The sequence below is a fragment of the Flammeovirgaceae bacterium SG7u.111 genome, from assembly GCA_034044135.1.
In the GTDB taxonomy this organism is placed as follows: domain Bacteria; phylum Bacteroidota; class Bacteroidia; order Cytophagales; family Flammeovirgaceae.
The window spans coordinates 7,544,390-7,570,984 of the sequence record CP139021.1 but is presented as its reverse complement, the minus strand read 5'-3'; the positions used below and the strand labels follow the sequence as shown (position 1 = coordinate 7,570,984).

At 40.2% G+C, this 26,595-nt stretch carries 27 protein-coding genes; 14 read left to right on the top strand and 13 right to left on the bottom strand.

What is annotated here, in order from left to right; translation table 11 throughout:
* The first annotated feature begins 23 nt into the window (after positions 1-23).
* Together R9C00_29150 and R9C00_29145 are read left to right on the top strand one after the other, a co-directional pair.
* Positions 24-758 carry a L,D-transpeptidase family protein gene (locus R9C00_29150; protein WPO35767.1) on the top strand — a complete coding sequence of 245 codons (735 nt, stop codon included), beginning with the start codon at positions 24-26 and terminating at the stop codon, positions 756-758.
* Positions 759-860: 102 nt separating this feature from the next.
* The gene (locus tag R9C00_29145) at positions 861-2,291 is read left to right on the top strand and encodes an HD domain-containing protein (GenBank protein ID WPO35766.1); all 1,431 of its coding nucleotides are present in this window, start codon (positions 861-863) and stop codon (positions 2,289-2,291) included.
* Positions 2,292-2,302: 11 nt separating this feature from the next.
* On the opposite strand, the gene R9C00_29140 is transcribed toward R9C00_29145, so the two are convergent.
* A complete protein-coding gene (locus tag R9C00_29140; GenBank protein ID WPO35765.1) occupies positions 2,303-2,473 on the bottom strand; it encodes a hypothetical protein in 171 nt (56 codons plus the stop codon).
* 22 nt (positions 2,474-2,495) lie between these two features.
* Between R9C00_29140 and R9C00_29135 the strand changes: the two genes are divergently transcribed.
* Entirely contained in the window at positions 2,496-3,308 is an 813-nt protein-coding gene (locus R9C00_29135; protein ID WPO35764.1) for a DNA/RNA non-specific endonuclease, read from the top strand.
* 19 nt (positions 3,309-3,327) lie between these two features.
* Here the strand turns inward: R9C00_29135 and R9C00_29130 are convergent, their stop codons facing one another.
* A complete protein-coding gene (locus R9C00_29130) occupies positions 3,328-4,215 on the bottom strand; it encodes a hypothetical protein (GenBank protein ID WPO35763.1) in 888 nt (295 codons plus the stop codon).
* Positions 4,216-4,757: 542 nt separating this feature from the next.
* Between R9C00_29130 and R9C00_29125 the strand changes: the two genes are divergently transcribed.
* Complete coding sequence (locus R9C00_29125) at positions 4,758-5,516, top strand: SDR family NAD(P)-dependent oxidoreductase (protein ID WPO38806.1); 759 nt, start codon at positions 4,758-4,760, stop codon at positions 5,514-5,516.
* A 25-nt stretch (positions 5,517-5,541) separates the two neighbouring features.
* On the opposite strand, the gene R9C00_29120 is transcribed toward R9C00_29125, so the two are convergent.
* The 5 genes from R9C00_29120 to R9C00_29100 form a co-directional block, all read right to left on the bottom strand.
* Entirely contained in the window at positions 5,542-5,958 is a 417-nt protein-coding gene (locus R9C00_29120; protein WPO35762.1) for a transcriptional repressor, read from the bottom strand.
* A gap of 24 nt (positions 5,959-5,982) precedes the next feature.
* On the bottom strand, positions 5,983-6,897 hold the full coding sequence (locus R9C00_29115; protein WPO35761.1) for a rhomboid family intramembrane serine protease: 915 nt from the start codon (positions 6,895-6,897) through the stop codon (positions 5,983-5,985).
* Between the two features lie 143 nt (positions 6,898-7,040).
* The gene (locus tag R9C00_29110; protein WPO35760.1) at positions 7,041-7,832 is read right to left on the bottom strand and encodes a rhomboid family intramembrane serine protease; all 792 of its coding nucleotides are present in this window, start codon (positions 7,830-7,832) and stop codon (positions 7,041-7,043) included.
* A 31-nt stretch (positions 7,833-7,863) separates the two neighbouring features.
* Positions 7,864-8,220 carry a YraN family protein gene (locus tag R9C00_29105; protein WPO35759.1) on the bottom strand — a complete coding sequence of 119 codons (357 nt, stop codon included), beginning with the start codon at positions 8,218-8,220 and terminating at the stop codon, positions 7,864-7,866.
* 617 nt (positions 8,221-8,837) lie between these two features.
* Complete coding sequence (locus tag R9C00_29100) at positions 8,838-9,260, bottom strand: secondary thiamine-phosphate synthase enzyme YjbQ (GenBank protein ID WPO35758.1); 423 nt, start codon at positions 9,258-9,260, stop codon at positions 8,838-8,840.
* Positions 9,261-9,686: 426 nt separating this feature from the next.
* On the opposite strand from R9C00_29100, the gene R9C00_29095 reads away from it, so the two are divergent.
* From R9C00_29095 to R9C00_29060, 8 genes are all read left to right on the top strand, one after another.
* Complete coding sequence (locus tag R9C00_29095; protein ID WPO35757.1) at positions 9,687-10,619, top strand: pyridoxal-phosphate dependent enzyme; 933 nt, start codon at positions 9,687-9,689, stop codon at positions 10,617-10,619.
* Positions 10,620-10,639: 20 nt separating this feature from the next.
* Positions 10,640-11,056, top strand: a complete 417-nt coding sequence (locus R9C00_29090; protein ID WPO35756.1) for a M67 family metallopeptidase — start codon at positions 10,640-10,642, stop codon at positions 11,054-11,056.
* A gap of 50 nt (positions 11,057-11,106) precedes the next feature.
* On the top strand, positions 11,107-11,385 hold the full coding sequence (locus tag R9C00_29085) for a MoaD/ThiS family protein (GenBank protein ID WPO35755.1): 279 nt from the start codon (positions 11,107-11,109) through the stop codon (positions 11,383-11,385).
* A gap of 36 nt (positions 11,386-11,421) precedes the next feature.
* On the top strand, positions 11,422-12,585 hold the full coding sequence (moeB, locus tag R9C00_29080; GenBank protein WPO35754.1) for a molybdopterin-synthase adenylyltransferase MoeB: 1,164 nt from the start codon (positions 11,422-11,424) through the stop codon (positions 12,583-12,585).
* A gap of 57 nt (positions 12,586-12,642) precedes the next feature.
* On the top strand, positions 12,643-13,278 hold the full coding sequence (locus tag R9C00_29075; GenBank protein ID WPO35753.1) for a peroxiredoxin: 636 nt from the start codon (positions 12,643-12,645) through the stop codon (positions 13,276-13,278).
* Positions 13,279-13,488: 210 nt separating this feature from the next.
* Complete coding sequence (locus tag R9C00_29070) at positions 13,489-14,058, top strand: MarC family protein (GenBank protein ID WPO35752.1); 570 nt, start codon at positions 13,489-13,491, stop codon at positions 14,056-14,058.
* A gap of 103 nt (positions 14,059-14,161) precedes the next feature.
* Complete coding sequence (locus tag R9C00_29065; protein WPO35751.1) at positions 14,162-14,716, top strand: DUF4178 domain-containing protein; 555 nt, start codon at positions 14,162-14,164, stop codon at positions 14,714-14,716.
* A gap of 83 nt (positions 14,717-14,799) precedes the next feature.
* Positions 14,800-15,561, top strand: a complete 762-nt coding sequence (locus tag R9C00_29060) for a hypothetical protein (GenBank protein ID WPO35750.1) — start codon at positions 14,800-14,802, stop codon at positions 15,559-15,561.
* Positions 15,562-15,647: 86 nt separating this feature from the next.
* Here R9C00_29060 and purE read toward each other — a convergent pair whose 3' ends face one another.
* From purE to gatB, 3 genes are all read right to left on the bottom strand, one after another.
* Positions 15,648-16,142: a 5-(carboxyamino)imidazole ribonucleotide mutase gene (gene purE, locus R9C00_29055; GenBank protein WPO35749.1), complete on the bottom strand. Its 495-nt coding sequence runs from the start codon at positions 16,140-16,142 to the stop codon at positions 15,648-15,650.
* 12 nt (positions 16,143-16,154) lie between these two features.
* Positions 16,155-17,270 carry an AhpC/TSA family protein gene (locus tag R9C00_29050; protein WPO35748.1) on the bottom strand — a complete coding sequence of 372 codons (1,116 nt, stop codon included), beginning with the start codon at positions 17,268-17,270 and terminating at the stop codon, positions 16,155-16,157.
* 87 nt (positions 17,271-17,357) lie between these two features.
* Complete coding sequence (gatB, locus tag R9C00_29045) at positions 17,358-18,818, bottom strand: Asp-tRNA(Asn)/Glu-tRNA(Gln) amidotransferase subunit GatB (protein ID WPO35747.1); 1,461 nt, start codon at positions 18,816-18,818, stop codon at positions 17,358-17,360.
* Positions 18,819-18,970: 152 nt separating this feature from the next.
* On the opposite strand from gatB, the gene R9C00_29040 reads away from it, so the two are divergent.
* A complete protein-coding gene (locus R9C00_29040; protein ID WPO35746.1) occupies positions 18,971-20,080 on the top strand; it encodes a Gfo/Idh/MocA family oxidoreductase in 1,110 nt (369 codons plus the stop codon).
* Between the two features lie 7 nt (positions 20,081-20,087).
* The gene (locus tag R9C00_29035; GenBank protein WPO35745.1) at positions 20,088-20,471 is read left to right on the top strand and encodes a transmembrane 220 family protein; all 384 of its coding nucleotides are present in this window, start codon (positions 20,088-20,090) and stop codon (positions 20,469-20,471) included.
* Positions 20,472-20,490: 19 nt separating this feature from the next.
* Here R9C00_29035 and R9C00_29030 read toward each other — a convergent pair whose 3' ends face one another.
* From R9C00_29030 to R9C00_29020, 3 genes are all read right to left on the bottom strand, one after another.
* Positions 20,491-21,498 carry a LacI family DNA-binding transcriptional regulator gene (locus R9C00_29030; protein WPO35744.1) on the bottom strand — a complete coding sequence of 336 codons (1,008 nt, stop codon included), beginning with the start codon at positions 21,496-21,498 and terminating at the stop codon, positions 20,491-20,493.
* 190 nt (positions 21,499-21,688) lie between these two features.
* Positions 21,689-24,097, bottom strand: a complete 2,409-nt coding sequence (locus R9C00_29025; GenBank protein WPO35743.1) for a tetratricopeptide repeat protein — start codon at positions 24,095-24,097, stop codon at positions 21,689-21,691.
* 35 nt (positions 24,098-24,132) lie between these two features.
* Positions 24,133-26,520 (bottom strand): TonB-dependent receptor, encoded by a 2,388-nt coding sequence (locus R9C00_29020; protein ID WPO35742.1) that lies wholly within the window; start codon positions 26,518-26,520, stop codon positions 24,133-24,135.
* Positions 26,521-26,595: the final 75 nt, after the last annotated feature.

The following is a 26,595-nucleotide window of genomic DNA, read 5'->3' as shown; positions in this document are numbered from 1 at the left end:
ATTTTGAAAAAACCACTTTCCAAATGAACCGCTCTTTGCTGCTTTTCCTCCCTCTTTTTATCACCCAACTGAGTTTTTGCCAAAGCTCTTTTAAGCAAGACCAACTCCGCTACCAACGGGTGCGAACTGCTTATGCTGAAAAAGAAGCCAATTTGGAAGAAAAGCTCCAACAACATGGTCTGGCTATGGGCGAATACGAACTTTTTATCCGAGTGTTCAAAAAGGAAAAAGAGACGGAAGTTTGGGTAAAAGGTCAGCAAAACAAGGCTTTCCAATTGCTCACTACTTACCGCATTTGCTCCTCTTCGGGCAGCCTTGGCCCAAAAAGAAAACAAGGCGACCGGCAAGTTCCCGAAGGTTTTTACTTCATCGACCGGTTCAATCCGCACAGCAACTTTTACCTCTCGCTAGGCATCAATTACCCCAACCAAAGCGACCGGATTTTGGGCAAGAAAGGCTCGCTAGGTGGTGATATTTTTATCCATGGAGATTGCGTAACCATTGGCTGCGTGCCCCTCACCGATCCTATCATAAAAGAACTATACATATTGGCTACGGAAGCGAAAAATGCTGGACATAAAACACAAGTCCATATTTTTCCCTCCAGAGATTTTGATTCTTTGCTCAAAAGAAACTACCCTTCCGAACTGAAAAACTTTTGGAAAAACCTCCAGCCAGGCTTTGAGTACTTTGAGAAAAACTGCCAGCTTTTTCGCTTTTCGGTAGATAGTGAAGGAAAGTATGTTTTAAAGAATTGAACCTGCAAAAAGGAAGATTAAGCGCAAAGCATCGTATCTCCCCTACCAATTCCCTCGGAATATGTATTTTTGCAGGATACGAACGGAAGACGGGAAAAGCAGATGCAGAACAAGACAAATTTTAAGGAACACCTCGATAGCATAGAAATATTTAGCACCATAGCCGAATGCGCCAAAAATATTGGCGTAGAAGCGTATGTGATTGGAGGATATGTGCGTGATCTGATTCTCGAAAGAGGGTCTAAAGATATAGATGTAGTATGTGTGGGAAGTGGAATTGCCCTTGCCCAGTGCGTGGCAGATAGCCTTGGCAAAGGCACTTCGCTCAATGTATTCAAGAGTTTTGGGACAGCCCAGGTCAAACTAAGGGACTTGGAGGTAGAGTTTGTGGGGGCACGAAAAGAATCGTACCGAAGGGAAAGCCGCAAACCAATAGTGGAAGACGGCACGCTGGAAGACGATCAGAACAGAAGAGATTTTACCATAAATGCCTTGGCTATTAGCCTCAATGTAGCTACGTACGGAGACCTGATTGACCCATTTGATGGGCTAAAGGATATGAAGGCAAAAATATTGAGAACACCACTTGAGCCCGAGGTCACTTTTTCGGACGATCCACTGCGCATGATGCGTGCCATCAGGTTTGCCACCCAGCTCAATTTTGATATAGATGCCGATGCTTTTGATGCTATCAAAAAACAAAAAGACCGTATAGAGATAGTTTCGATGGAGCGGGTTACCGACGAGTTCAACAAAATAATTTTAGCCCCAAGCCCTTCTTATGGCTTCCGACTGCTTTTCCATGCAGGGCTTTTGGAAACTTTCTTTCCAGAGTTTGTCGCCCTCCGAGGCGTGGAAAAAAGGGATGGGAAAACCCACAAGGACAACTTCAACCATACATTGCAAGTATTGGAAAATGTGTGCAAAGTCTCGGACGATCTTTGGCTGAGGTGGGCTGCTATTTTGCACGACATTGCCAAGCCTCCTACCAAACGCTTCCACCCCAAAGCGGGATGGACTTTCCACGGGCACGAGGACAAAGGAGCACGTATGGTTAAGCCAATTTTCTTGAGGCTAAAACTTCCGCTCAACGAGAAAATGAAGTTTGTGCAAAAGCTGGTAAAACTTCACTTGCGACCAATAGCTCTGGTAAAAAAAGACATTACCGATTCGGCTATTCGCAGGTTGATTTTTGATACGGGAGACGATGTGGAAGCCTTGATGATGCTTTGCCGAGCGGATATCACTTCCAAAAATGATACGAAGGTAAAACGCTACCTCAGCAACTTCGCTTATTTGGAAAAAAGGATTGGCGAGATAGAAGAAAAAGACCATATTAGAAACCTCCAGCCGGTAATTACTGGAGAAATTATTATGGAAACTTTTGGGATAAAACCTTCGAGAGAAGTGGGGGCGCTTAAAGACAAGCTAAAAGATGCTATATTAGAAGGGGAAATCCAAAATGAATACGACCAAGCATTTTCTCTAATGCTCAAACTAGGCAAAAAACTTGGGCTGGAGCAAAAAAAGTAGCTTTTTATAAGCTACCCTCCACATCCCAACAAGCGGTTAAAATTGGGGAGTTCGTCATCGTCGTCCTCCTCATTTTCCCAATCCAACTCAGGCAAATCTTCATAATTTGCTTCTTCGATGGGCTTTATCTCATCCTTATTATCAGGTATTGCTTCTTTTCTAGGAGTATTCATCTCAATCATCAATTAACTAACTTAAGCAACTATGCGATATATACTAGTAATGCTCACTTTAATTTCTTGTACACAAGAAACCCAGCATAACCAAGGCTTGCAAAAAGAAGATTCAGTAGCTGTAGTTCAGACTTCCTCCCCACAAGCTGCTATTTCCACCACTTTCCAAGAAAGTGACTTCAATTACCTGCCCACTTCCACCACTGGGATAATTGTAAAGCATAAAAACTATACACTTTCTTTTAGTGAAAAGTTCGAGCAAGCCGAGTGGGTCGCCTATGAAATCACCAGCACTGAAGCCGCCGGTGAGTACGAAAGAAAGGGCAGCTTTCGCATGGATGAGCTGGTGGAAACCGAAACAGCACACGACAGCGACTACAAAGGCTCAGGCTACGACCGTGGGCATCTTGCCCCGGCCGCTGACCTCCGCTTCACCGAAGAAGCCATGTACGAAAGCTTTTACTTTAGCAATATCTCGCCACAAACACCTGCTTTTAACCGAGGGATTTGGAAAAAACTAGAGGGGCAAGTCCGCAGTTGGGCTTCGGAATACGATACGCTATATGTGATAACAGGAGGGATTTTGGAAGAGGGATTACCCACCATAGGGGAAAATGAAGTGGCAGTTCCCAAGTATTTTTACAAAATAGTGTTTGATGTAAGTGGATCGGATATAAAGTCCATTGCTTACCTGATGCCCAACATGGCTAGCGATGAAGAATTGGAGTACTACATTGTAAGCGTAGATAGGTTAGAAGAGCTTACTGGAATCGATTTTTTCCCAGCTCTCCCCGATAGCTTGGAAGACAAATTGGAGGAAAAATCAACTCCTGACTTGTGGTAAGTTCGAGGCTAAAAATTTATTAATCAATTGAGACAAACATATATTGACTTCTAATTTCACTAGCGCCCTTTAAGGTTTTCCCCTTTTGATATTCTTCGATGTCAATATTTCCGCGAATAAGCCAAACCATAAAAAGAGCTCCCTCTGGCAGCTCTTTTAAATACCTTTCGTCGATGATTGCTTCTCCATTATCTTCGAAAATATCAATAATGGTATGCCATTTTTTTTGACGCGCCCTACCGTTATTTGGAAGATTAATTTCACCAGACCAATCCAATAGCACGGCAACACCATTTTTATTATTCTTATCCGCATTCCACTTTACTTTAAATGGATTAGTCACTTTTAATAAATAAGAACTATCACGAACACTAGGTTCTATAGATATAGTATCCAATGCTTTTGGGATATATAGGGTTCTCACCCTATCATCTATTTGTACTTTGCGAAACTGATCGGCTGGAAGCACAAATTTCACATCCCTCCCAAACATGTTCTTAATTTCAGCTTGGGTTGATACTTTATCTAACACAGGCATATAGTGCATAAAAGCACTATCATATTCCATTAACAACTCTCCTACTTTGATCTCACCCAAATTACGACCTTGAGGAGGTTGGTCGTAATTTTTGAAGCCAATGTGTGGAGTATATTTTATAGGTGAGTTTTGCCTTTTATCTGCTTGAAAACCCATGAGCCCATCCGTTTTTTCAAAGTACTCGCTATAAATAGTTTTCCCTTTATGAAGGATAATATTCTTAAGCTCAATTTTATGTGCGTTTTTTTGCTTGCCTTTATTACCAAATTGAGCTTCTAAAGCTTGTACATTACCATAATAGCTTTGAAATAGTATTGAAAAAAGAAAAAAGTAGTGGCTAGATATCAGAAAGCGCTTTAACAAAAACATAAGTTGGAGTTGATTATAAAACACATTTAGCTCTTTACTAAAATGGACATACCACATTCAAAAGCCAAACAACACTAATCAACTCTTTGTTACAATTGCATTACATACCCTTCTTTTCTAGGCACAAAAAAGCCCCGACCTATAGAGATTCGGAGCTGTAAAATTGGGAATGGTTACTTCTTTCCAAGGTCCTTTTTATCGTCTTTTTCTTTGGGGGGATTGAAATACCCTTTCTTACTAAAAAAATTTGCCGCTGCTGCTATTGGGGTCTTATTTGAGTTTTGGAATTGAAAGCTTGTCATATTTTCATTGTTTATAGGGTTCTCGTATTCATTGAATTATTTCCTTCTAGCGCTAAAGGTTGATACAATATTACCCTGCATAGTTCAACCAAAAGAGTTTAAACCGGTAAGTGGGAATTATTTCCCCTGAACAGGAATTTATTCCATTATCCCTTCAAAAAAGCCTTGGAAAAATTGGCGAAATGTATGGGGCTTTGTAATATGGGATCAGAAAATTTTCTTATCTAAAAACGAAATTAGATCATGGCTAAAATTGCTTTGGTAACGGGTGCTACCTCAGGAATAGGGGAAGCAACGGCACGTATATTTGCCGAAAATGGAATTGATTTGATCATCTGCGGAAGAAGGGAAGACAGGCTCAAAAAACTGGCGGAGGAGTTTGGTGAGAAGGTAAATGTGATGTACCTCGCTTTTGATGTGAAAAATAAGGAGAAAGTGCTAGAAGCTATTGAAAGCATTCCTGAATCCATGAGCAAAATAGATATTTTGGTGAACAATGCGGGCAATGCCCACGGGCTAGACTCCATTCAAAATGGCGATTTGGATGATTGGGATGCAATGATTGACATCAACGTAAAAGGGTTGCTCTATGTATCGAAAGCGGTGATGCCGGGAATGGTAGATAGAAAAAGCGGGCATATTATAAATATTGGCTCGATAGCGGGTAAAGAGGTGTACCCCAACGGCAATGTCTATTGCGCCTCTAAGCATGCGGTGGATGCCATAAATAAGGGAATGCTATTGGACTTAAATCCTTATGGAATAAAGGTTACCGCTATTAATCCTGGCTTGGTAAATACCGAATTTTCTGAGGTACGATTTAAAGGAGATGAATCGAAAGCTGAGAATGTGTACAAAGGAATGGACCCGCTGTTGGGCGAAGATATTGCGGAGCTAATTTATTTTGCCGTATCTAGGCCAGCGCATGTAAACATCAGCGACCTTACGGTTTTACCTACCGCTCAGGCAAGTGCCACCGTGGTAAATAGGGATGTATAAAAAAGGGGTGTGAAATTTTGTGTTTCTACTGCTTACAGGTTTTGCATTCTCCTACTATCAACAGAAAAGTCTCCTCTTGGGCGTATCCCTCGGGGAGCTTTATTTTTTGGATGGGTACACTGTCTATGCAAGTCGTTTGCCCACAGGTTTTGCATTTAAAATGCACGTGGTCGTGAGAATGTTCGGAGCTATCGTGGCAACCATGGCCACAGAGAGCATATTTTACAATATTGTTCTCATCCAACACGCGATGGATAATCCCACTGTCTTCAAAGGTCTTGAGAGTTCGGTAGATGGTAACCCGGTCACATTTCCCAGAAAGCTTTTCTTCGAGAAAGCTCTCGGCTAGGGCAAAAGAGTTCTCTTTAAATATCTCCAAAATATCTAATCGATTGCCCGTAACCCGCAAACTCGAACTATTTAGGATTTCTACCGTTTCCATTTTACTAAATTTTATAAGTGGAACTTAGCTCTTTTTTTGGCTTGCCTTAAAAAGAATCTGCTTTTCTTCGGTGGTTAGTTTTTCGTAACCCGATTCAGAAATTTTATCCAAAATCGCATCTACTATCGCTTGGTCAGGCTCACCGTTTGGTTTCACTGGCTGGCTGGCTTTTGCATTACTCGTTTTTACCGAAGCGCCCTTTTTGTAAGTAACTTTCATTTTTGACCTTCCCTTGAAAAGCCCTGCTATCGAATCCAAAATATTGCTAATGGGCTTGCTCCAGTCATCTCCTTTTTGGAGCTGTTTAATGAACACAAAACCAATAAGCGCCCCGCCTAAGTGGGCTATATTTCCTCCTGCATTAGCACCAGTAGTTCCTATAAACGAAAGAAATATATAAACAGCAGCGATGTATTTAATTTTTACCGGGCCTAATAATATCAAGCTCATTCGGTATTCAGGCATAAAAGCAGCCGCCCCAATCACTATGGCATAAACCGCAGCTGAAGCACCTAACATAGGCACGGGACCTCTTTCAATAAAAAAAGGGATAAGGTTATACATTAAAAGAAAAGCCACACCGCCTGCCATTCCTCCTAAAATATACAAGGCTACAAGCTTCTTACTACCCAAAAACTCTTGGATAATCAGCCCAAACCAATACATAATGAGCATATTGAACAGAATATGGAAAAAATCTTGGTGAGTGAAGAAATAAGTTATGAGCGTCCAAGGTTTGAACACAAACTGATTAATAGCCGATGGGATTGCCAAATTATCTTTCGCAAACTCATAAATAGCCAGATCTTTAGCGATGGTAGAAATAAACCAAACCAAATTAATCAAAACAAACACACAGACATTGAGGATAATGAGTTTGATCAACGCATTATTGGGCCTGTTCCACGCATATTTAAAATCTTCTACAAAACTATTCATCTGCGAAAAATCTATATTGGTTTTTAAGGTTGTAGGTACTCATGTATAGATAGGCAACAAATTGAAGTACCCGTAGGTTTCTATCCTTTTCAAAGATACAAAGTATGGCTTGAAAACGGAGAACTTAGGACAATCTTACTTACCTACCTGTATGGGCTTTGAATTTTCCATATCTTAAGGAGAAGAAAAGCAAAAGCCATCCCTCCTAAGTGGGCAATATGCGCCACATTATCATCGGGACTTACCTTTATAGTATTATATACTTCGTATAGCCCATAAAAAGTCACCAAATATTTTGCTTTGATCGGTATAGGAGGAAACAGCAACATCAGCTGGAGGTTGGGGAAAAGCATTCCAAACGCCATCAAAATGCCAAATACCGCACCCGAAGCACCTACCATAGGCATATTTGCCGCTCTCTGATAAATTTGGCTCATAAAATTCTCCGCCCTTTCAATATACATAGCATTGTCAGGATTGGAAGGAAAAGTTTCATACACAAATGTATAGCCCTCCTCTGTGAGCCTTGGTGCGTAGTCCAGTGCAAATGAAAGCAATGTATCTGAAGAAGGAACTTGGGAAAATGAAACAATTGCGCTTTCCATTTGCTGGATTTCAATGAAATTCACAATACCGAAAATAAGCCCCCCGCCTAAGCCCGTAATGAGGTAAAACACTAAAAAGCGGTTAGAGCCAAATGTTTGCTCTAGCATAGGGCCAAATATGAACAAGGCAAACATGTTGGAAAACAAATGCCAAAAATCGGCATGCACGAACATGTAGGTGAATATTTGGAAAGGCTGAAACGTATCGGCAAAGGGGTATCGATACCCAAACATTCCTGACATATCAATCTGCATAAACTGCTGAACAATCAATATGACGACATTGACAATCAGTAAATTCTTAACTACGGGAGTGATTCTTCCAAACATTCTATATCCTCTTAAAGTCGATTCAAAAAAATTAACCAATAGCATCTTCAATATGCTCTATCTCGTATTTTTCCCCTCTCACCACAATGGACACTACATCGAACCTCAGCAAAAAGTTTTCGGGAAGCTGTTCCTCTTCCATAAAATACTCGGCTGCAAGCTGCATCATCTCCACTTTTTTTGGGGTGATGGCCGCCTCGGGGAAACCAAAACCTGTTCCAGACCTTGTTTTTACCTCCACAAAAACCAATAGCGTCCCATTTGTTGCAATGATATCAATTTCAGCCTTTTTATATCGGTAGTTTCGGTATAAAACTTCATACCCCTTCTCTGCCAAGTACTTGGCCGCCAAGTTTTCTCCTTTATCTCCTAGCTTTTGATTTTTCATTGCCTTCTTATCCAAACTACAAATAGACCTGCAAGTTTTTCCGCTTGTGTAAAAAAAGAAGTTATTCGCACGGATAGGCTGAACAAACATCTTTTTCTTATTGACCCTAAACACATATTTACGCTCCTTTTACCTGTTGCTGGTTGCTAGGTACTAGTTTCTGGTTCTAAAGAAAACATGTAACAAGAAACCTGTAACCCTCAAAAAAACCTCTTAATATCCGTACAAGATGTTTTTACCTTGGCATAATCATTAGAGCATGTTTAAATTTTATCTATTTCGCTGCAAACGCTCATTTATGGAACCTCACTTCAAAATAAAATTTTACAATAGCGCTGCTATTCAAAAATTTTCTTCTTTCGTGAGAACCCAAAACTGAGTGTTTTCGCTTGAAAACCTAAATTTTAAACATGCTCTTAACTCGACTTTAGCCTTTTTGAAAACCCAACTATTGCCTAGAAAGCAAATTGACTGGATTTTCACATTTAATTATCAACTTCGTTCTTAAAAGAGTGGAAAAAACGAAGTTGATAATTATAAAACATGTCTTATTTTGCTTTAAACAAAGCTTTTTGACCGTTGGCAAATGGCTAAAGTCGAGCTTAAACTTTAGCACCTCACTCCCCCATCACTGTAATAATTAGCTTGCGCGAAGAAGCATAATCACGGTGCTCGCAGAGGTAGATCCCTTGCCAAGTGCCTAGGTTAAAGCGACCATTGGTTATGGGTACAGAAACCGAGCTACCCAGCAAAGATGATTTGATATGGGCGGGCATGTCGTCAGGGCCTTCGTAGGTATGCCTGTAATAAGGGGCATTTTCAGGAACCATTGCATTAAAATGGCTCTCAAAATCATCTCTCACCGTGGGGTCAGCATTTTCGTTGAGCGTAAGGCTCGCCGAGGTATGTTGGATAAATATTTGAGCTATCCCCGCCTTTATGTGCTTCATTTGGGAAAGCCGCTGCTCTATGGCAGAAGTGACCAAATGGAAGCCTCGTGGGAAGGCTGGCAGCCGAACCGATTCTTGTATTATTTTCATTTATAATATGCGTACTTTAAAAAAGTCTAAATCGAAAACCAATTTGCTAGCAAATACTCTAATAATCCGCCTTCAATGATAATAAATCATTAAAAACTTGGGTTAATTTTTATATTTATGAAAAAAGTATTCTTTTTGAGAACTCAAAGAGGACTACTTCGGTTTATGTAACTGAATTTGGTTCAAGATACAAAAGCAATGGTAAAATCAGTGATGAATCTTATGGGAAATGCCAAAGCAGCCGCCGCATGTTGTTGTTGCTGTTGCAGTGCGCCCTCTCCATACCGGAAAGAGATTCCCATCCATTGTGCTTAACCATACAAAGAGCTACAAATTTAGCAAAAGCATATATAGGGTCTTTCCGTAACTGGAAAGGCCTTTTTTATTGCTTTTTAACCAAAGGATTACCTTAAAAAAACATAAATAATGATTGCCGAACAAGAAAAAGTAGATTACAAAAAAAGAATAGGGGAGCTAGGTCAGTTTATAGGCAACACTCCTTTACTCCCCATCACCAAAGTGTTCAACAAGCCTGGCGTACAGCTATTTGCCAAACTTGAATGGCAACAAATAGGTGAGAGCGTAAAAGCCCGCCCCGCTTACAACATCATTAAAGATGCGGTGAACAACGGACTGCTCACTCCTGGCAAGGAACTCCTTGACGCTACCAGCGGAAACACTGGAATTGCTTATGCTTCTATCGGCGCTTCGTTGGGAATTCCTGTAACACTTTGCCTTCCTGAAAATGCTTCGGAAGAAAGGAAAACTATTTTGAAAGCTTACGGGGCAAAAATTATTTATACCTCGCCTTATGAAGGCACAGATGGCTCACAAACTTATGCAAAGCAGCTTTTTACCCAAGAGCCCGACAAGTATTTTTACGCTGACCAATATGCTAACAACAGCAACTGGCAAGCGCATTACCATACCACTGGACCTGAAATATTCCGCCAGACCAACGGACAAATCACCCATTTTGTAACAGGCTTGGGAACTACGGGTACTTTTACCGGGACAGGCAGAAGGCTCAAAGAATTGAACCCTGATATCACATTGATTTCGTTTCAGCCCGATTCGCCTATGCACGGCATGGAAGGATGGAAGCATTTGGAAACAGCTATTGTCCCAAAAATTTATGACAAGGATCTTGCAGATGATAACCTTGGAATAGACACCATGGACGCTTACGACCTTATAAAAGCGACGGCAAGGGAAGAAGGTATTTTGCTGAGCCCTTCGGCTGCGGCTAACTTGGCAGGGGCTATCAAAGTAGCGAACTCTATTGAAAACGGGGTGGTGGTGACTATGTTCCCCGACAATGCGGCAAAGTACAGCGAGGTGATCAACAGTATTTTTTAATTAAGGACAGCAGAAAAAGAATGAACTTACAGATAAATAAAGAAGCTTTGCAGCAAATGCAAGCTCATGCTGAAAGCACCTATCCCTACGAATGTGTTGGTTTTTTTTATGGAAACGATGAAGGGGAGGTAAGGATAATTGACGTAGCAAAAGAGGTGACCAATAGCAAAGACGGCGACCAGCGAAGGAGATTTGAAGTGAGCCCAATGGACTATATGAAAGCAGAAAGGTACGCTGCCGAAAACAATTTGGGCTTGTTGGGTATTTATCATTCGCACCCCGACCATCCAGCTATTCCTTCGGAGCATGACCTAAAGTTTGCCCAGCCATTTTTCTCGTACATTATCATCTCAGTAATGAAAGGGGAAGTAGCCGACACACGCTCATGGGCACTGGACGAAACAGAGAAATTCGCCGAAGAAAGCATTGAAGAATAAATTTCAGACACTTATACTTATTAATTTTAAATCAATCTTAATTTTTAATCATGGCAAAAATCATCATTCCCACTCCCCTAAGGAAATACACCGAAAATCAGGGAACAATTGAGGTATCGGGTGAAAATATTTCTGCAATAGTGGAAGATTTGGCTGCGCAGTTCCCAGGCATTCGCCAGCACATCTACGACGGAGAGGGAAATATCAGGAAGTTCTTGAGAATCTATGTAGGTGACGAGGACATCAAAGCCCTAGACAACGAGCATACTGCAGTGGCTGAATCGGCTACGGTAAGTATCATTCCAGCCATAGCTGGGGGTATTAGGTAATATAATTAGCCAATTAATTAACACTTTTCATTTATTATGGAAAATATCCAATTCAGCAAAGCTGAGCTAGAAAGATATAGCCGACACCTTATCATACCAGACTTCAACATAGAAGGGCAGCGCAAGCTCAAAGCTGCTAAAGTATTGGTAGTGGGAACAGGTGGCCTTGGAAGCCCTCTTTTGCTCTATTTAGCAGCAGCAGGGGTCGGCACCATCGGGGTAGTTGACTTCGATGTGGTAGATGATAGCAACTTGCAAAGGCAAGTTCTCTTTACAGTAGATGATGTAGGAAAACCTAAAGTTGAGGCTGCTAAAGAACGCATAAAAGGACTAAATCCTCATGTAGAAATCATTGTTCACAATACGATGCTTACTTCTGCAAATGCGCTCGACATCATTAAAGATTACGATTTGGTAGCCGACGGAACAGATAACTTCCCTACCCGCTACTTGGTAAATGATGCCTGTGTACTGTTGGGGAAAACCAACGTATATGCCTCTATTTACCGCTTTGAAGGGCAAGTTTCGGTATTTAACTATACGGACGAGACAGGGGCAACTGGGCCGAACTACCGCGATTTGTTCCCAGAGCCACCGCCTCCGGGCTTGGTACCAAGCTGCGCCGAAGGTGGCGTAATAGGCGTACTTCCGGGCATAGTAGGTAGCTTACAAGCAAACGAAGTAATCAAGGTTATTTCAGGTGTAGGCGATCCGCTTTCTGGCAGGCTCTTCTTGTTCGATGCTGCTACTTTTACCACCCGAACGCTGAAGGTTTACAAAGATCCTGAAAACCCATTGACTGGCGATAATCCAACATTGAAAGAGCTGATAGATTACCAGCAGTTCTGCGGAATTAACCCAGATGGGGACAAGGACAAAGATGTAAAAGAAGTAACCGTGAAAGAGCTGGCAGAAATGCAAAGCCAACAGGCGGACTTCCAACTGATTGACGTAAGAGAGCCGTACGAATATGATATTGCCAACATTGGTGGCGAACTTATTCCGCTAGATTCTATAGAAAACCAGTTCAATAAGATTTCATCTGACAAGAAAGTAGTTGTCCACTGCCGAAGTGGCAAGCGAAGTGCCGATGCAATTGAGGTATTGGAAAAGAAATTTGGCTTCAAAAATCTTTACAATCTCAAAGGCGGCATTTTAGCCTATGCTGATGAAGTAGACACTTCTTTGGCGAAGTATTAACTTATGCCTAAATTGGGATAAGAATTAACGACTTATTATAACTAAAATAATAAAGACATGAGTTTAAGATTAGGAGATGAAGCTCCAAATTTCACCGCCGAAACTACCGAAGGCACTATCAATTTTCACGAGTGGCTAGGCGATAGCTGGGGGGTTCTTTTTTCTCACCCTGCCGATTATACACCAGTTTGTACTACTGAATTAGGTACAGTGGCCAAGCTCAAAGCTGAGTTTGAAAAAAGAAATGTGAAGGTAATGGCACTTAGCGTAGATGGCTTAGAATCGCATAAAGGCTGGATTGGCGACATCAACGAGACCCAAAAAACCTCAATGAACTTCCCGATCATTGCAGATGAGGACAAAAAGGTATCTAACCTTTATGACATGATCCATCCAAACGCGAGCAGTAACCTTACCGTTCGCTCTGTATTTGTGATAGGGGCAGATAAAAAAATCAAACTGACCATCACTTATCCAGCTTCTACGGGCAGGAACTTCGATGAGCTTTTGAGGGTAATCGACTCACTTCAGTTGACGGCTTACCACCAAGTGGCCACGCCAGCTAACTGGAACGATGGCGATGACTGCGTGGTAGTTCCATCTATCCCCACGTCAGAAATACCAGCCAAATTTCCAAAAGGCTTTACCGAGATAAAACCTTACCTAAGGATGACCCCTCAGCCTAACAAATAAATTTAGGTTATAAGACAATATTTATTGAAAAGGCATGCTTCCTTAAGAGCATGCCTTTTTTTATGCCCAATTCTTTAAAAATGGTTTTGTTTGGAAATAAATTAAAATACATTTGCAGGCTCAAAAAAGAGGGCAAACATTTAACAAGACAAAACCCTTTAAATGAACAAGTTACAAACATAAATAACAACCAATAACATAATTAAAAAAATGAACTTTAGTTTTAGTGAAATCATCTCCGTTACCTTGATTTTATTTTCGGTAATCGATATTGTAGGTTCTGTACCTATCATAATAGACTTACGCCAAAAGGCGGGAAAAATCCAGTCGGAAAAGGCGACGATAGTGGCAGGAATTATCATGGTCGTTTTCCTTTTTTTAGGAAAATCTATCCTGAAACTTTTTGGGTTGGATATAGAATCTTTCTCAGTGGCAGGTGCTATCGTTATTTTTCTCATCGGTCTGGAAATGATATTGGGCATAAAAATATTTAAGGGGGATTCGCAAAGCAGCTCTAGTTCTATAGTACCCTTAGCTTTCCCGCTCATAGCAGGAGCCGGCACCATGACCACCATCCTCTCACTTAGAGCAGAATATGAAATAGCCAATATTCTAATCGGAATTTTAGTAAACCTCTTTTTTGTTTATCTTGTTCTTAAGTCATCTGCGTGGATAGAAAGAAAACTAGGGGTGGGCGGTACCGATATTTTGCGAAAAATATTTGGTATAATTCTTCTTGCCATAGCCGTGAAACTAGTGAAAGCTCAATTTAATTTTTAAAAAAGCTAAGAAGGAAACTTCCCCTCTCCCTATTTCTGACTATTTTTAGTTTAAATAACTGATTTGAGCCAATCATGGCTCTTTCACATAAAATCAAGAGATTATGGCTTTTGGGTTTTTTAAGAAAAAAAAGAAAGAGGAAGAGGGGCCACATTACGACCCTCTTAACATCAAGGTTTGGGATATTAGAAAAGGTTTTTTGCTAGACTATGATATGAAGTCTTGGGAAGTGAAAGAAGAGTTTGAGTACGACTGGGGAAACGAATACTTTACCTACGAGTACAAGCTTGAAGCTGCCGATGAAACTATTTTCTTATATATAGAAATTGATGATGAGGTGGTACTGACTGTTTCCAAAAAAATTCCTTGGGGAAAGCTAGACGAAACAGTTGAGGAAGGCATTCTCCAAAAGCAAAAACCTCCAAAGTCTATTGAACTGGACGGAAAGACCTATTACCGAGAGGGAGAAAGACCTGGTTTTTTCAAAAATGTGCATTCCGATGCAGAGTCAGAAGAGTTTATTTCTTGGGAATACATAGACGAGTCGGAAAAATATGTACTGAACGTAGAGCAGTGGGAAGACAATGTGTTTGAAGCTTCTTTGGGAAAATATGTGGAGGAAAGAGAATTTAGCAACATCCTACCAGTAGATATGTAGGAAATATTCTGGTATCTCTAAAACAATTCAGTTCCAAACTCGTGAACAAATAAGAAACTCTTTTTATAACGATCAACTTAACAATGAAGAAATTACTAGTAGCAACTTTACTGCTTACTTTGGCCTCATGCGGAGGCTCTAGCTACCAAAAATCCGCACTAGATGTTATCATCCAAGGGCTCGACCAAGAAAAGAACTTCACCATCATACTTTTTGATATGAACGTGGAAGGTTCTCTATCTAAAGACTATTTCCACAAATACAAAATAGTGAAAGAAGGAAAAGGGGAAGAAGATTTACCTAAGGAAGAAATTACGGAATGGTACAAGGTAAGTGAAAATGAATTTGACATTCATGTAAATGATTTGGGCATGGAGGTAGCCTCCAAAAAAGATGGAGTTCTATCTAAAAACGTAGCGCCTCCCGGCTATTCTAATTATGTAGGCAATAGCCGCTATGGCCAATGGAGGTCAGACAATAGCGGAAACTCTTTTTGGTCATTCTATGGAAAATATGCTTTTATGAGTTCTATGATGGGCTTGGTATCCGGCCCTGTTTACCGCAATTCGTACTCGGACTGGAACAGTAACTACCGAACTTCTTCCCGTCCATATTATGGCAGAACCATTGGAGGAGTATCGTCTTACGGAACAGCATCAACAGCCGCAAGAAAGCAAAACCCAACTTTTTATAATAGGGCACAAACAAATAGCGCACTTAAAAGTACGGTGAACAATAAAGTATCGAGAAGCCCATCTACCGCAAGTAGGGTAAGCAGAAGCAGTTCTCGCTACAGCTCTGGAAGCTCTACCAAATCAAGGTCAATGTCGAGAGGGGGAAAGTAATCCTGCCTGTATTTGAACTTATAAAAAAGGTCGCTTTAGCTTAGCTAAAGCGACCTTTTTTTGATTTTTATGCTAGGCGCTAGAGTTTATTTCCAGCCGTATTTCTCTATATCATCTACTGAGTCAAGCACTTTTTTCTTCAATGTTTCTTTGTACTCCTCAAGTTTTTGGGCAACAACCTCATTGGACGTACCTACTATTTGAGCAGCCAAAATACCCGCATTTTTTGCGCCATCTAGCGCAACAGTTGCAACAGGGACACCACCTGGCATCTGCAAAATAGACAGTACCGAATCCCAACCATCGATTGAATTGCTTGATTTTACGGGAACACCTATTACCGGCAAAGTGGTGAGCGAGGCAACCATGCCTGGCAAATGGGCTGCCCCTCCTGCTCCAGCTATGATCACCTTCAAGCCTTTGTCTTTCGCTTTTTGTGCATATTCGAACATCCTTTCGGGAGTCCTGTGAGCCGAAACTACTGTTAGCTCAAAAGCGACACCTAGCTCCTCTAATACTTCTGCAGCTTGCGACATGATTTTCAGGTCCGACTTGCTGCCCATGATTATTCCTACATCCATGAGTATTATTTTTTACATTAATTCTGCTAACTTATCTTCCAATTGTTTCCCTCTCAGCCCTTTGGCTATAATCTTACCTTCTTTATCGAGCAAGTAAGTCATAGGAATACCCGTAATATTGTACTTAGGCACAACAGATGAATTCCAAAACTTAAGGTCTGAAACATGCACCCAACCTAAGTTATCATCCTCTATCGCTTTTACCCAATCTTCTTTTGTTTTGTCAAGAGACACTCCAAAAATTTCGAAGCCTTTGTCTTTGTATTCTGCATATAACTTTACCACATTAGGGTTTTCGTGGCGACAAGGACCACACCAAGCTGCCCAAAAATCGATTAGCACATATTTCCCTCTTAATGAGCTAAGTGCTACCATTTCTCCATTAGGATTTTCAAGCTTGATTTCAGGAGCTTCTTTTCCGATAGCAGTGTTTGCCGCTGCACTGATATCATTTTTTAGCTTTATCACCAAGGCATTTTCTGGGTAGCTTTCAAATAACCTATCGGCTAGTAAACCTAAGAATTCGCTGTCATCGTCTATACTTAGGCTCATAGCAGGAATAACTGTCGCTAAAGAACTTGAATTATGCTCTATAAACCCTTTTATTCTTGCAATTGAGCTAGCCTGGAAAGAATCATACTCAGCTTCAATAGCTGTTCTTTCATCTAAAGATGCATTTTGATACCTTGTTTGCAAACCTTGCACTTCGCTCTCTAGCTCTTCTTGCAGTTTATTGTATGCTAACAACACTTCTGTATCAGCCGACCCTTTCACTTCAAACTTCCCATCATTTTCACCACCATCGGCTACAAGCGTCACATCCTTTTCCCCAAGTATCATCATGCGCTCTTGCTTATTATCAATATTGAGAACATAAAAGTCATTTGGTCCAGCTTGAATAGGAATAGAAAACTTACCCCCCTCCAACTTCACTTTGCTCACTTCCAAAGGAGCCATATCTACTATTTTGGAAAGCGTTACTTCTCCACCCTCTCCAGCATTCAACACTTCTCCACTCAAAGTTATTTCTCCATCTTCTACTTTCTTCTCTTCGCAAGAAGTGAACAACAATCCTACTATGCTTAAAGCAAGCAGAATTTTTACATATGTTGATGTTAAGGTTTTCATTATTCTACTGTTATATGAATATATGTTTATTTCTTTGTATAAGTATGGAACTAGGATGAAAGTTCCAAAACCTTATTTTCATCGCATTTACTTCTCTGCAAGCACTTGCATGATCATTTGGTTTGCTTTTTTAGGATTTATCTTTCCTTTTCCTTGCTTCATTATCTCACCCATAAATAAACCAAGCAAGTTCTTTTTCCCTTTTTTAAGCGCCTCGGCTTTATCTGGAAACTTGGCAAGAGCTGCCACTACAATTTCCCTCAGCGCATTATCATCATCTTCTTGCACCAAACCAAGCTTTTCAGCTAGTTTTTCTACTAGTTCGGAAGGATTTTCTATCAGAGCAGGGAACAACTTTTGAGCAGCTACGGTATAGCTCACCTTGTCTGTATCGACCAAAGCGATGAGACTAGCCACTTGCTCGGGAGCAACTGGGAAACTAGTAATTTCTATTGAATTATCATTTAAATATGACTTTACGGGCCCCATAATCCAGTTGGAAGCTGCTTTATAATTTTTGGTATGGGAGCAGACACTGTCAAAATAAGCAGCCATTTCTTTCGTCTCTACCAAGAAGTTGGCATCGTATTCTGGCAATCCATATTCAGTAATGAATTTCTCGAACAACTCCCACGGCAAGGCGGGTAAAGAAGCTTCCAATTCTTTCAGATACTCTTCTTCAATAATTATCGGAGGAAGATCTGGCTCGGGGAAATAGCGGTAATCGTTCAATTGCTCCTTAGAACGCATACTGAATGTTTTTCCATTATTTGCATTGAAAGTCCTAGTTTCCGAAATAATCTCTTCATCAGCTTCAGCCATTTTTACCTGCCTCGCAAACTCATAATCTATGGCGCGCTGCACGTTCCTAGCCGAGTTCATATTCTTTACTTCTACTTTGCTCCCTAGCTTTGTTTGACCTTTAAGGCGAACAGAAATATTGGCATCGCAACGTACAGAACCCTCTTCCATATTCCCATCGCACACCTCAAGGTAGCGCACCAACCTCCTCACTTCATTCACATACAAATACGCTTGCTCCGCAGTGCGGATATCTGGCTCGGTTACTATTTCTATAAGAGGGACTCCTGCTCTGTTTAGGTCCACTTGGGTTTCAGGTGCGCTATCCATGTGTATGGATTTACCAGCATCTTCTTCCATGTGGATTCGGTTGAGGCTGATCTTTACCTTTTTCCCATCTTTTGGAGTTACTTCTAAATAGCCTCCTATACACACAGGATGCTTCTCTTGCGTGGTTTGAAAGCCCTTCGGCAAATCTGGATAGAAGTAATTTTTGCGATCAAAGATATTGTATCGGCTGATTTCACAATGGCAAGCCAAGCCCATTTTTATGGCATATTCAATTACTTTCTTATTCACCTTTGGTAAAATACCAGGATGTGCCAAAGTAATCACACTGATATTGGTGTTAGGTGGCTGACCAAAAGCCGTCGAATCTCCTGAAAAAATCTTACTTTCCGTTGCAAGTTGGGCGTGTACTTCCAGCCCGACCACCAACTCATACTTATCTAAAATTGCTTGATCCATTTTTACTTATTTTGGTGAAATAAGCTCCCACCCTACCTTAAAAAGTCAAAAGCTTCTCTTACAAAGCTTTTTCAAATTTGCATACAAATATACCTTGATTAATAGATACTGCAATTGAGGGCTTAGAAAATTCGAATTACTAAGCAGGAATAATGAATTTTTCGATAATTTGGCAATGGCTATTTACCATTTCACACCAAAAGACTTTTACCAAAATGACCAAACCCATTATAACAGCTTTGGCTGCCTACGGAATGTCAGGACTTGTTTTCCACGGCCCACTCTTACTGGCTAATTCTGGTTTCGAAATAAAAAAAATACTGGAAAGAACGAAGAACATTTCGAAAGACAAGCACCCTGCAGCAGAGATTGTAAGAGATTTTGAGGCGATACTATACGATGAAGAAATTGAGCTCGTCATCATCAACACTCCCGACTACCTCCACTTTGACATGGTAAAACAAGCTATTGGAAAAGGCAAACACGTAGTAGTTGAAAAACCCATCACCCTGAAAACGGAAGAAGCAAACGAGTTGATTTCCTTGGCAAAGGCAAAAGGGATAATACTCAGCGTATTTCAAAATAGGCGCTGGGATGGCGATTACCTTACCGTAAAAAAAGTAGTGGAAGGAAAAATGCTAGGTAGACTGGTCGAGTTTGAATCACACTACGATAGGTACAGGAATTTTATACAAGAAGGCACTTGGAAAGAAGAAAGTGGCGCAGGCACAGGCGTGCTTTATAACCTAGGTTCTCATATGATAGACCAAGTGGTTGACCTTTTTGGAATGCCAAAAGCCATTACCGCAGATCTCCGCATCCAACGGACTGGCGGGAAGGTGACAGATGCCTATGACCTTCGGCTGGACTACCCTGAACTAAAAGTAGTACTTAAATGCAGCTATTTGGCAAGAGAACCAGGGCCAAGGTACCAGCTACATGGGACTGAGGGCTCTTTCACCAAATATGGAATAGACCCCCAAGAAGAAATGCTGAAAGCTGGCTTTCTACCCATAGGAAATGATTGGGGCACAGAGCCTGAGCAAGATTGGGGCTTTATAAACACGAGTATAAATGGCTTGCATGTGGACGGCACTGTGGAAACCGAAGCGGGATGCTACGGGGAGTATTATAAAAATATTTATGAGGCAATACGAGAAGGAGCTGAGCTAAAGGTGAAGCCTGAGCAGTCGAGAGATGTGATCAAACTCATAGAGCTTGCCATAGAAAGTGATAATTTGAAGAAAACAATCAATATTTAATATTGCCATGAAAAAATTCATCAACATCATTTTAACTATCCTATTTGCGCTTTTTGCGGCAGTACAATTCAACGATCCAGATCCTTGGATATGGGTAGGAGTTTATGGCTTAGTTTCGGGGATTTCAGCATTTGCCATTATGGGGAAATATAACAAGTTTTTGCTAGTAACGTTGATGGCGGTTACACTTGTTTGGGCATTGTACCTTTCTCCAGGTGTGTTTGACTGGTTCATACACCACGATTCGGAAGAAATTTTCCACAGCATGTCCCCCGACAAGGTGTTCATAGAAACTGCCAGAGAATGCTTTGGTCTTATCATCGCTTTCTTGGCCATTGGTTACCATTTCCTTCAAGCCAGGAAAAAAAACTTGGGAAATATCATTACCTAAACTCCAATCTTTATCAAAATCAATCTTCTTTTGGGCTACTACACGAATCTCCATGTATCAGCTCAGGTTTTATTACAAGGTGCTTATCCTCTTCTCCCTCTCCTATTAGCTTTTGATAAAGCAATTCGGCAGCTTTTTCGCCTAATTCATATACAGGCTGGGCTACACAGGTGATAGCTGGCTTCAATATTTCGTGCGCAGGTAATGGGTCAAAGGATATTATGGAAATATCATCAGGTATTTTTAAGCCATGTTCGTAAATAGACTTGATAGCTCCTTGGCACATGAGATTATTACAAGCAAATATGGCTGTTGGTCGAGACCCTTTTGGCAAACTCAGCAATTCATTCATACATTCATAAGCAGTTGTTTGCTCAGGCAATGCCTCTTTTACCAAGTCAGCAGTAAGTGGAATACCACACACTTCAAGAGCAGCAACATACCCTCTGTACCGTTCTGCATAGGGAAAAAGGTGATTCCCCCCCTTTATTATCCCCACCTTTTTGTGCCCAAGTGCAGTAAGATGGCTTACAGCATCAAAAGCTCCTTTATAATGGTCGCCAATAATATAGTTTCCTTTTACTCCTTCAAAAACACGGTCGACTAATACATAGCTTTTCTTTTTTCTTACCAATACCTCTATCGACTCTTCGGATACAGGCATCAATATTATTCCATCAACTTGCCTGGCGGATAGCAGCTTTATGTACTTAAGCTCTTCCACAGGGTCTTCTTTTGAGTTACACAGCAAAATACTGTACCCTAGTTTATTGAAATATTCTTCTATGGCATAATAGCAATGGTTAAAAAATGGATTGCGTATATCGGGAATAACCACACCTACCAGCAACGTTTTTTTTGCCCGCATCGACCGAGCAATCTCGTTGGGCTGGTAATCTATTTCATTTATTACTTTCTTTATTTTTTCTTTTGCCTTTTCACTAAGCTTTTCGGGGTTGTTAAAATACCTAGACACAGTCATGGTAGATACCCCTGCTTGTTGAGCAATTTCTTTAATATTCGACATCTTTCAGCTTTATTTTCTTGTAATATTGGTCAAAAGATAATTAGTGGAAAACTAAACATTCTGTTATCGTTACCAAAAATTACAAGTAAAAATTTATTATTCACCTCACCTATCTCTCATGCAGAGAAACAAAAAAAGGAGAATTGTACTTTATACAACGCTCCCCTATGATCCAACTTTTTAAGTATTCTTAAACCACAATACCCATTACGGTAATATCATCTCGCTGATCTGAATCCTGCTGATGCTCCGTCAATGCATTGTCAAATACTATTTTTTGCTCATACATTGGCTTTTGATGGTTTCTTTGAATCACCTCTCTAAAGCGCCCAGTTGAAAAGCGTTTCCTATTATCATTTGCTTGGTCAAGGTAGCCATCAGTAGTCAAGTACACCCTAGTCCCCTTGGAAAGAGTTATTGAATGATTTGTAAACGTACGCTTTGAGCTATGCTTTCCTCCAATAGATTTCCTGTCCCCATCAACTTCATTAAAACCCTCTGCACCTGCTAAGAACAACTTATGCTTAGCGCCGGCATATTCCATTTTTATGGTACCATCGGGTTGGTCTTCAAACACGCAAATACCCATATCCATGCCATCGTTGTTAGCACCTTCATCTTGGTTTAGCTTTTCCCTAATCTGATCGTGCAGCAACTCAAGTATTTTTGCCGGATCGTAAATTTCCTGACGTTCAATAATTTCACTTAACAGATTATTACCAATTACCGACATGAAAGCGCCCGGCACACCGTGCCCCGTACAGTCAATTACTGATGCTACTCTTTTTTTACCATTGGTAGAACACCAATAAAAATCACCTGATACAATATCCTTAGGTTTGTAGATCAAGAAACTTTCAGGGAAAAGTTTTTGCTGGAGCGAAACAGGCGGCAAAATGGCATTTTGAATTGTTTCTGCATAAGTAATACTATGCGTGATTTTCTGGAAATGACTCTGCAATGTTTCTTTTTGTTCTGACAAAACCTCTTGAGTAGCTTTAAGCTCTTCCATATTTTGCCTCAATTCTTCTTCACTTGCCGAAAGCTCTTCATTTTTCTCTTGGATTTCCTCTTGTTGGAACTTCAATACCTTATTTGCCTTACTCCTTTGGATAAGGCTATATAAGGCAAAAGCTAGGAATGCTCCGATAAGGACAAAACCACCTAGGTAAAATTTCTTATTTGCACTTTCTTGGGCGAGCTCTTGCTCTTGAATTTTCTTTTCTGCTTGCAAAAGCTCCATCGCTTTTTGCCTTTCACTTTCTTCCAATTCCTTTTGCTTAAGCTCTGCTATCTGGCGTTCTCTTTCTTGCTGCAAAGCGGCTATTTCTTGCGCACTTTGCTGTTTGTCTAGCTGTTCTTTTGCCAACTGTAAAGCTTGTTGTACTCGCTGTTTTTCTAACTTTTGGTTAGCCAACTGCGTTTCTTGTAATTCCTTTTCCCTTGAAAGCAAATCGAACTGCTGCTGCTGAATTTTCAATTCATTCTCACGCTGATCTGCTTCAAGCTTTGCCTGTTTCAATGCCAGCTCTTGTTCACGACGCTGAGCTAAAGCTTGCTTCAAAGCATTTTCATTTCTTTCTGCCTCTAACTGCCTTTGAAGCGCCTCTTTCCTTTTGGCTTCAGCCTCCTCCTCCAGTTGTCCTTTAAGATCTAAATGCTTTTTCAAAGCATTTTGGGATGCTTCAAAATCTTTTTCTGCGGCAAAAACCTCCGCCAAAATCTTATAACTTTCACTCAGAACCTCTTTATTTCCAACTTTTTCACCAAGCTTTATCGCATCTTCCAGTGCCATCTGCGCTTGCAAATTATCCCCTCTTACATACTGCGTGGCACCTATATAGTTGTTGCTTCTAGCTTCATTAAGCTCATCTCCTTTATTGCTATATGCTTTTTTCGATTTCTCAAAATAATCAATTGCCTTATAGAAGTCGCCTAGATAAGAATATGAAATACCAATATTTGTAAAAATATCAATATCTACCTCTCCCTTAAGCTTTTCTTGGGTTTGATACACCCCAAGCGCTTGCTTGAAACATTCTGTAGCATCAGCATCTTTTCCCATTTTTTTAAGAACATAACCTTGGTTATTATAAGCTTGGGCTAGTTCTTTAGGACTATCTCCGCTGGACAAATCTCTTATCAGTCCATCATAAATACCCAAAGCTTCCTCATAATTTTCAGATAAGATCGCTACGTTGGCAATATGTTTTTTGGAAGAAACAATTGCCTTATCATTTCCTTGGGATTCCTGAAGAGTGATCAGCTGCTTTCTATAAGCTATCGCTTTATTATATTTTTGAATGGAAATGGCAAGTTGGGAAAGTTTTGTCAGTACATTACTTCTTATGTCAACATCACCATTTTCTTCAAGCTCTAATGTCTTTTCATATGCTTCAAAGCTTTGTCTGTAAACCCCTTGTATTTCGTACATCTGCGCCACTTCATACATTACGCTCGCTTTTTTAGCATTAGACCCGGCATCCTCATAGGCTTCGAGTAATGTTAACAACTGATCCTGATTGGCATCTTGCGCTTGAACCATATACATAGAGCCCAAAGCCAAAAATATTGTAGTTAAAAACTTATTGAGTTTCATATTATTGAATTTCTTAAGTTAGTCAGTGGCAGAAGTTACTTGAGTTCAAAATTAATTCCTGCCAAGTACATTGTTTTGACAGGATCGGTATAATAATACTCTGACTCTTCGCTATTTGATAAATCTCTTACACTAATAAAAAAGGATGTTTGCTTATTCAGGTCCAATGCAAATTTCAGATTAGTAACAATCCTATCCCCAGTAGAAAATGCTGCACTGACTTCATTAGGCTGACCTCTATAATAAATCTGGTCAGACATGTAGTATGTTGTAATGTTAAAATTTAGTTTATTAAAAAGCTGATAGTTAAAATAGACACCTCCATATAAGCTTGGTGTAGCTTCATGGTCTACTTCAGGTTTGATTTCTAACTCATCCCCTAGGTCTATGAGATCAAAATACCTTGCATGATCCAGCACTTTGGATTGTTGTAAAGTCAAATAAGGCCTAACCCAAAAGTTTTTAGAAGTATAATTCATAGACAAAGTAACACCTGTTTGAACAGCTTTTGATGGAATATTCGCCATAGGTTGGTTTAAAATCACTTTAGGAATTGGTTGAGCTGCCAAATCAATTTCAGTTTCTCCCTTTACTACAGATATCATATCATTCACTTCACCCCTAAAAGCTTCCACATCTACTGAAAAGTTTTTTGCAAGTTTCCCTCTATAACCAATTTCTACCAAACTTTGACTTGTAGGAGTAAGGCTTTTATTACCATTTGTTATCGACAAACCAGGTATTCCAAATGGTAAACCAAGATCAAATGTCTGCGGCACCATAAACGTCACTTGGGTATTGATCAGAAACTGGCTTGTATAGGACTTAGCATATTCTGCCCTTATCAAGTGACCTTCTTTAAGCTTAAAAGTGGTCGAAAACTGATACGACAAATCTATATCATCTGATAAGTTCACATATTGATCAGCACGAACCGAAGCGACAAACCTGAGCTTGTCTGCTAATGCCCTGTATTCTAGTTTGAAAGATGCTCCAGGGTTTTCAATAACAGATTTCCCATCCATCATGGTATAAGGAGGGGCAAAAGCATTAGCAAACGCCAGTCCTAATGCTTGATCTAGAGGCAATGAAGGGTCTATTCCTGACACTATATTATCAAACATTTCATCCGAATTTGAGATAAGTAATTCGGGATCTAATGGATGCCAATAGGTGGACTTCCTGTAACTCACTGAAGGCAATATAGATAGTTTTCCTAATTGCAAATTATAAGATATATCAGCATCTATAAACTCTGTTTCTTGTTTATGATACAAACCAATAGCTATATCCTGATCTCCAAACATATAAGAGGCCTTAAAATTGAGGTTATGGACATTCCCAGCAGCTTCTATATACTTTGTATTCGATTTACCTTTGTGAAGTACAGCCTCATAGTCAGGAAATAAGGCATCATTTGTAAATGAGTTTTCAGCACCGCCTCTTAGATAATATGAAATATTAGGCATTGGCTTATGCTCTAAAAGTAAATTAAACCCTGATTTATCATAAGACACATGGTTATCTTGATACATTGTTTCCAATATGGTTTCTTGGGACACCAGCCCTCCGAATAGAGGAATTTCTTCTATTGGCATATAAGCAGAGTCAGCCTTGCTGTAATGCATTTCTGTGGTTCTTTCTCTATACTGTTTGTTAGCAGAGGCTATAACACTGAATTTTTCATTAAAGCGGTAACCAACAGAAGCATTCATTATACTTGTGTTATAAGAGCCTGTTTGGGCATTGGCCATTGCAAACACTCCATTTCTTTGTGCCCTTGCAGTAATAATGTTTATCACACCAGTAACGGCATTTGGACCGTAAAGAGACGATGCAGGCCCTCTGATCACCTCTATCCTTTCTACATCATTGAGATCTACAGGTAAAGTCTGCCAAAAAGTACTGCCCATCAAGTAGTTGAACACGGGACGTCCATCTATCATTACCAAAGAAAGCTTGTTCAGCCCCGTTAGCAATTCCTCCTCACCTTGATATGGAAGCCAATCCATACCTCTGATATGTACATTATAGTTCCCATTGGTCAGTTGCCTAACGATTACACCAGGAACTAACCGAAGGGCTTCGGGAATAGAAGTGGCTCCAGAAGCTTTGATCTCTTCGCGCGTTAGAACAGATGCCGATACAGGAGCTTCAAATAAAGATTCAGCCTTTTTAGAAGCCGATACTATCTCTTTATCATAACTACTTTTCCTTTCAAGATTCATCAACTCATCGACCTTTAGCACATAAGTATCTGGGATATCCTCTCTTTCTTGGGCAAAGAGTAATGTGTCAGATAAATTAAAAAGTATAACTATACAGATTATTAATCCTCTCATAATTTGAGCAAAATTTTGTCTATTTAATTCAAATGAATATGTACCGATAGACTTAACTGTATCGGCAAAAATGTTAATCAAAAGAATATTTGGCTTGTATACTTTATTGTGCAGGAGAAACGATGATACCTCTATCACATAAATTTGTAATAAAAC

Coding starts and splice junctions, on each gene's coding strand:
- R9C00_29150 (WPO35767.1), top strand. CDS start 24: ATGAACCGCTCTTTGCTGCTTTTCCTCCCTCTTTTTATCACCCAACTG.
- R9C00_29145 (WPO35766.1), top strand. CDS start 861: ATGCAGAACAAGACAAATTTTAAGGAACACCTCGATAGCATAGAAATA.
- R9C00_29140 (WPO35765.1), bottom strand. CDS start 2,473: ATGATTGAGATGAATACTCCTAGAAAAGAAGCAATACCTGATAATAAG.
- R9C00_29135 (WPO35764.1), top strand. CDS start 2,496: ATGCGATATATACTAGTAATGCTCACTTTAATTTCTTGTACACAAGAA.
- R9C00_29130 (WPO35763.1), bottom strand. CDS start 4,215: ATGTTTTTGTTAAAGCGCTTTCTGATATCTAGCCACTACTTTTTTCTT.
- R9C00_29120 (WPO35762.1), bottom strand. CDS start 5,958: ATGGAAACGGTAGAAATCCTAAATAGTTCGAGTTTGCGGGTTACGGGC.
- R9C00_29115 (WPO35761.1), bottom strand. CDS start 6,897: ATGAATAGTTTTGTAGAAGATTTTAAATATGCGTGGAACAGGCCCAAT.
- R9C00_29110 (WPO35760.1), bottom strand. CDS start 7,832: ATGTTTGGAAGAATCACTCCCGTAGTTAAGAATTTACTGATTGTCAAT.
- R9C00_29105 (WPO35759.1), bottom strand. CDS start 8,220: ATGAAAAATCAAAAGCTAGGAGATAAAGGAGAAAACTTGGCGGCCAAG.
- R9C00_29100 (WPO35758.1), bottom strand. CDS start 9,260: ATGAAAATAATACAAGAATCGGTTCGGCTGCCAGCCTTCCCACGAGGC.
- R9C00_29095 (WPO35757.1), top strand. CDS start 9,687: ATGATTGCCGAACAAGAAAAAGTAGATTACAAAAAAAGAATAGGGGAG.
- R9C00_29090 (WPO35756.1), top strand. CDS start 10,640: ATGAACTTACAGATAAATAAAGAAGCTTTGCAGCAAATGCAAGCTCAT.
- R9C00_29085 (WPO35755.1), top strand. CDS start 11,107: ATGGCAAAAATCATCATTCCCACTCCCCTAAGGAAATACACCGAAAAT.
- moeB (WPO35754.1), top strand. CDS start 11,422: ATGGAAAATATCCAATTCAGCAAAGCTGAGCTAGAAAGATATAGCCGA.
- R9C00_29075 (WPO35753.1), top strand. CDS start 12,643: ATGAGTTTAAGATTAGGAGATGAAGCTCCAAATTTCACCGCCGAAACT.
- R9C00_29070 (WPO35752.1), top strand. CDS start 13,489: ATGAACTTTAGTTTTAGTGAAATCATCTCCGTTACCTTGATTTTATTT.
- R9C00_29065 (WPO35751.1), top strand. CDS start 14,162: ATGGCTTTTGGGTTTTTTAAGAAAAAAAAGAAAGAGGAAGAGGGGCCA.
- R9C00_29060 (WPO35750.1), top strand. CDS start 14,800: ATGAAGAAATTACTAGTAGCAACTTTACTGCTTACTTTGGCCTCATGC.
- purE (WPO35749.1), bottom strand. CDS start 16,142: ATGGATGTAGGAATAATCATGGGCAGCAAGTCGGACCTGAAAATCATG.
- R9C00_29050 (WPO35748.1), bottom strand. CDS start 17,270: ATGAAAACCTTAACATCAACATATGTAAAAATTCTGCTTGCTTTAAGC.
- gatB (WPO35747.1), bottom strand. CDS start 18,818: ATGGATCAAGCAATTTTAGATAAGTATGAGTTGGTGGTCGGGCTGGAA.
- R9C00_29040 (WPO35746.1), top strand. CDS start 18,971: ATGAATTTTTCGATAATTTGGCAATGGCTATTTACCATTTCACACCAA.
- R9C00_29035 (WPO35745.1), top strand. CDS start 20,088: ATGAAAAAATTCATCAACATCATTTTAACTATCCTATTTGCGCTTTTT.
- R9C00_29030 (WPO35744.1), bottom strand. CDS start 21,498: ATGTCGAATATTAAAGAAATTGCTCAACAAGCAGGGGTATCTACCATG.
- R9C00_29025 (WPO35743.1), bottom strand. CDS start 24,097: ATGAAACTCAATAAGTTTTTAACTACAATATTTTTGGCTTTGGGCTCT.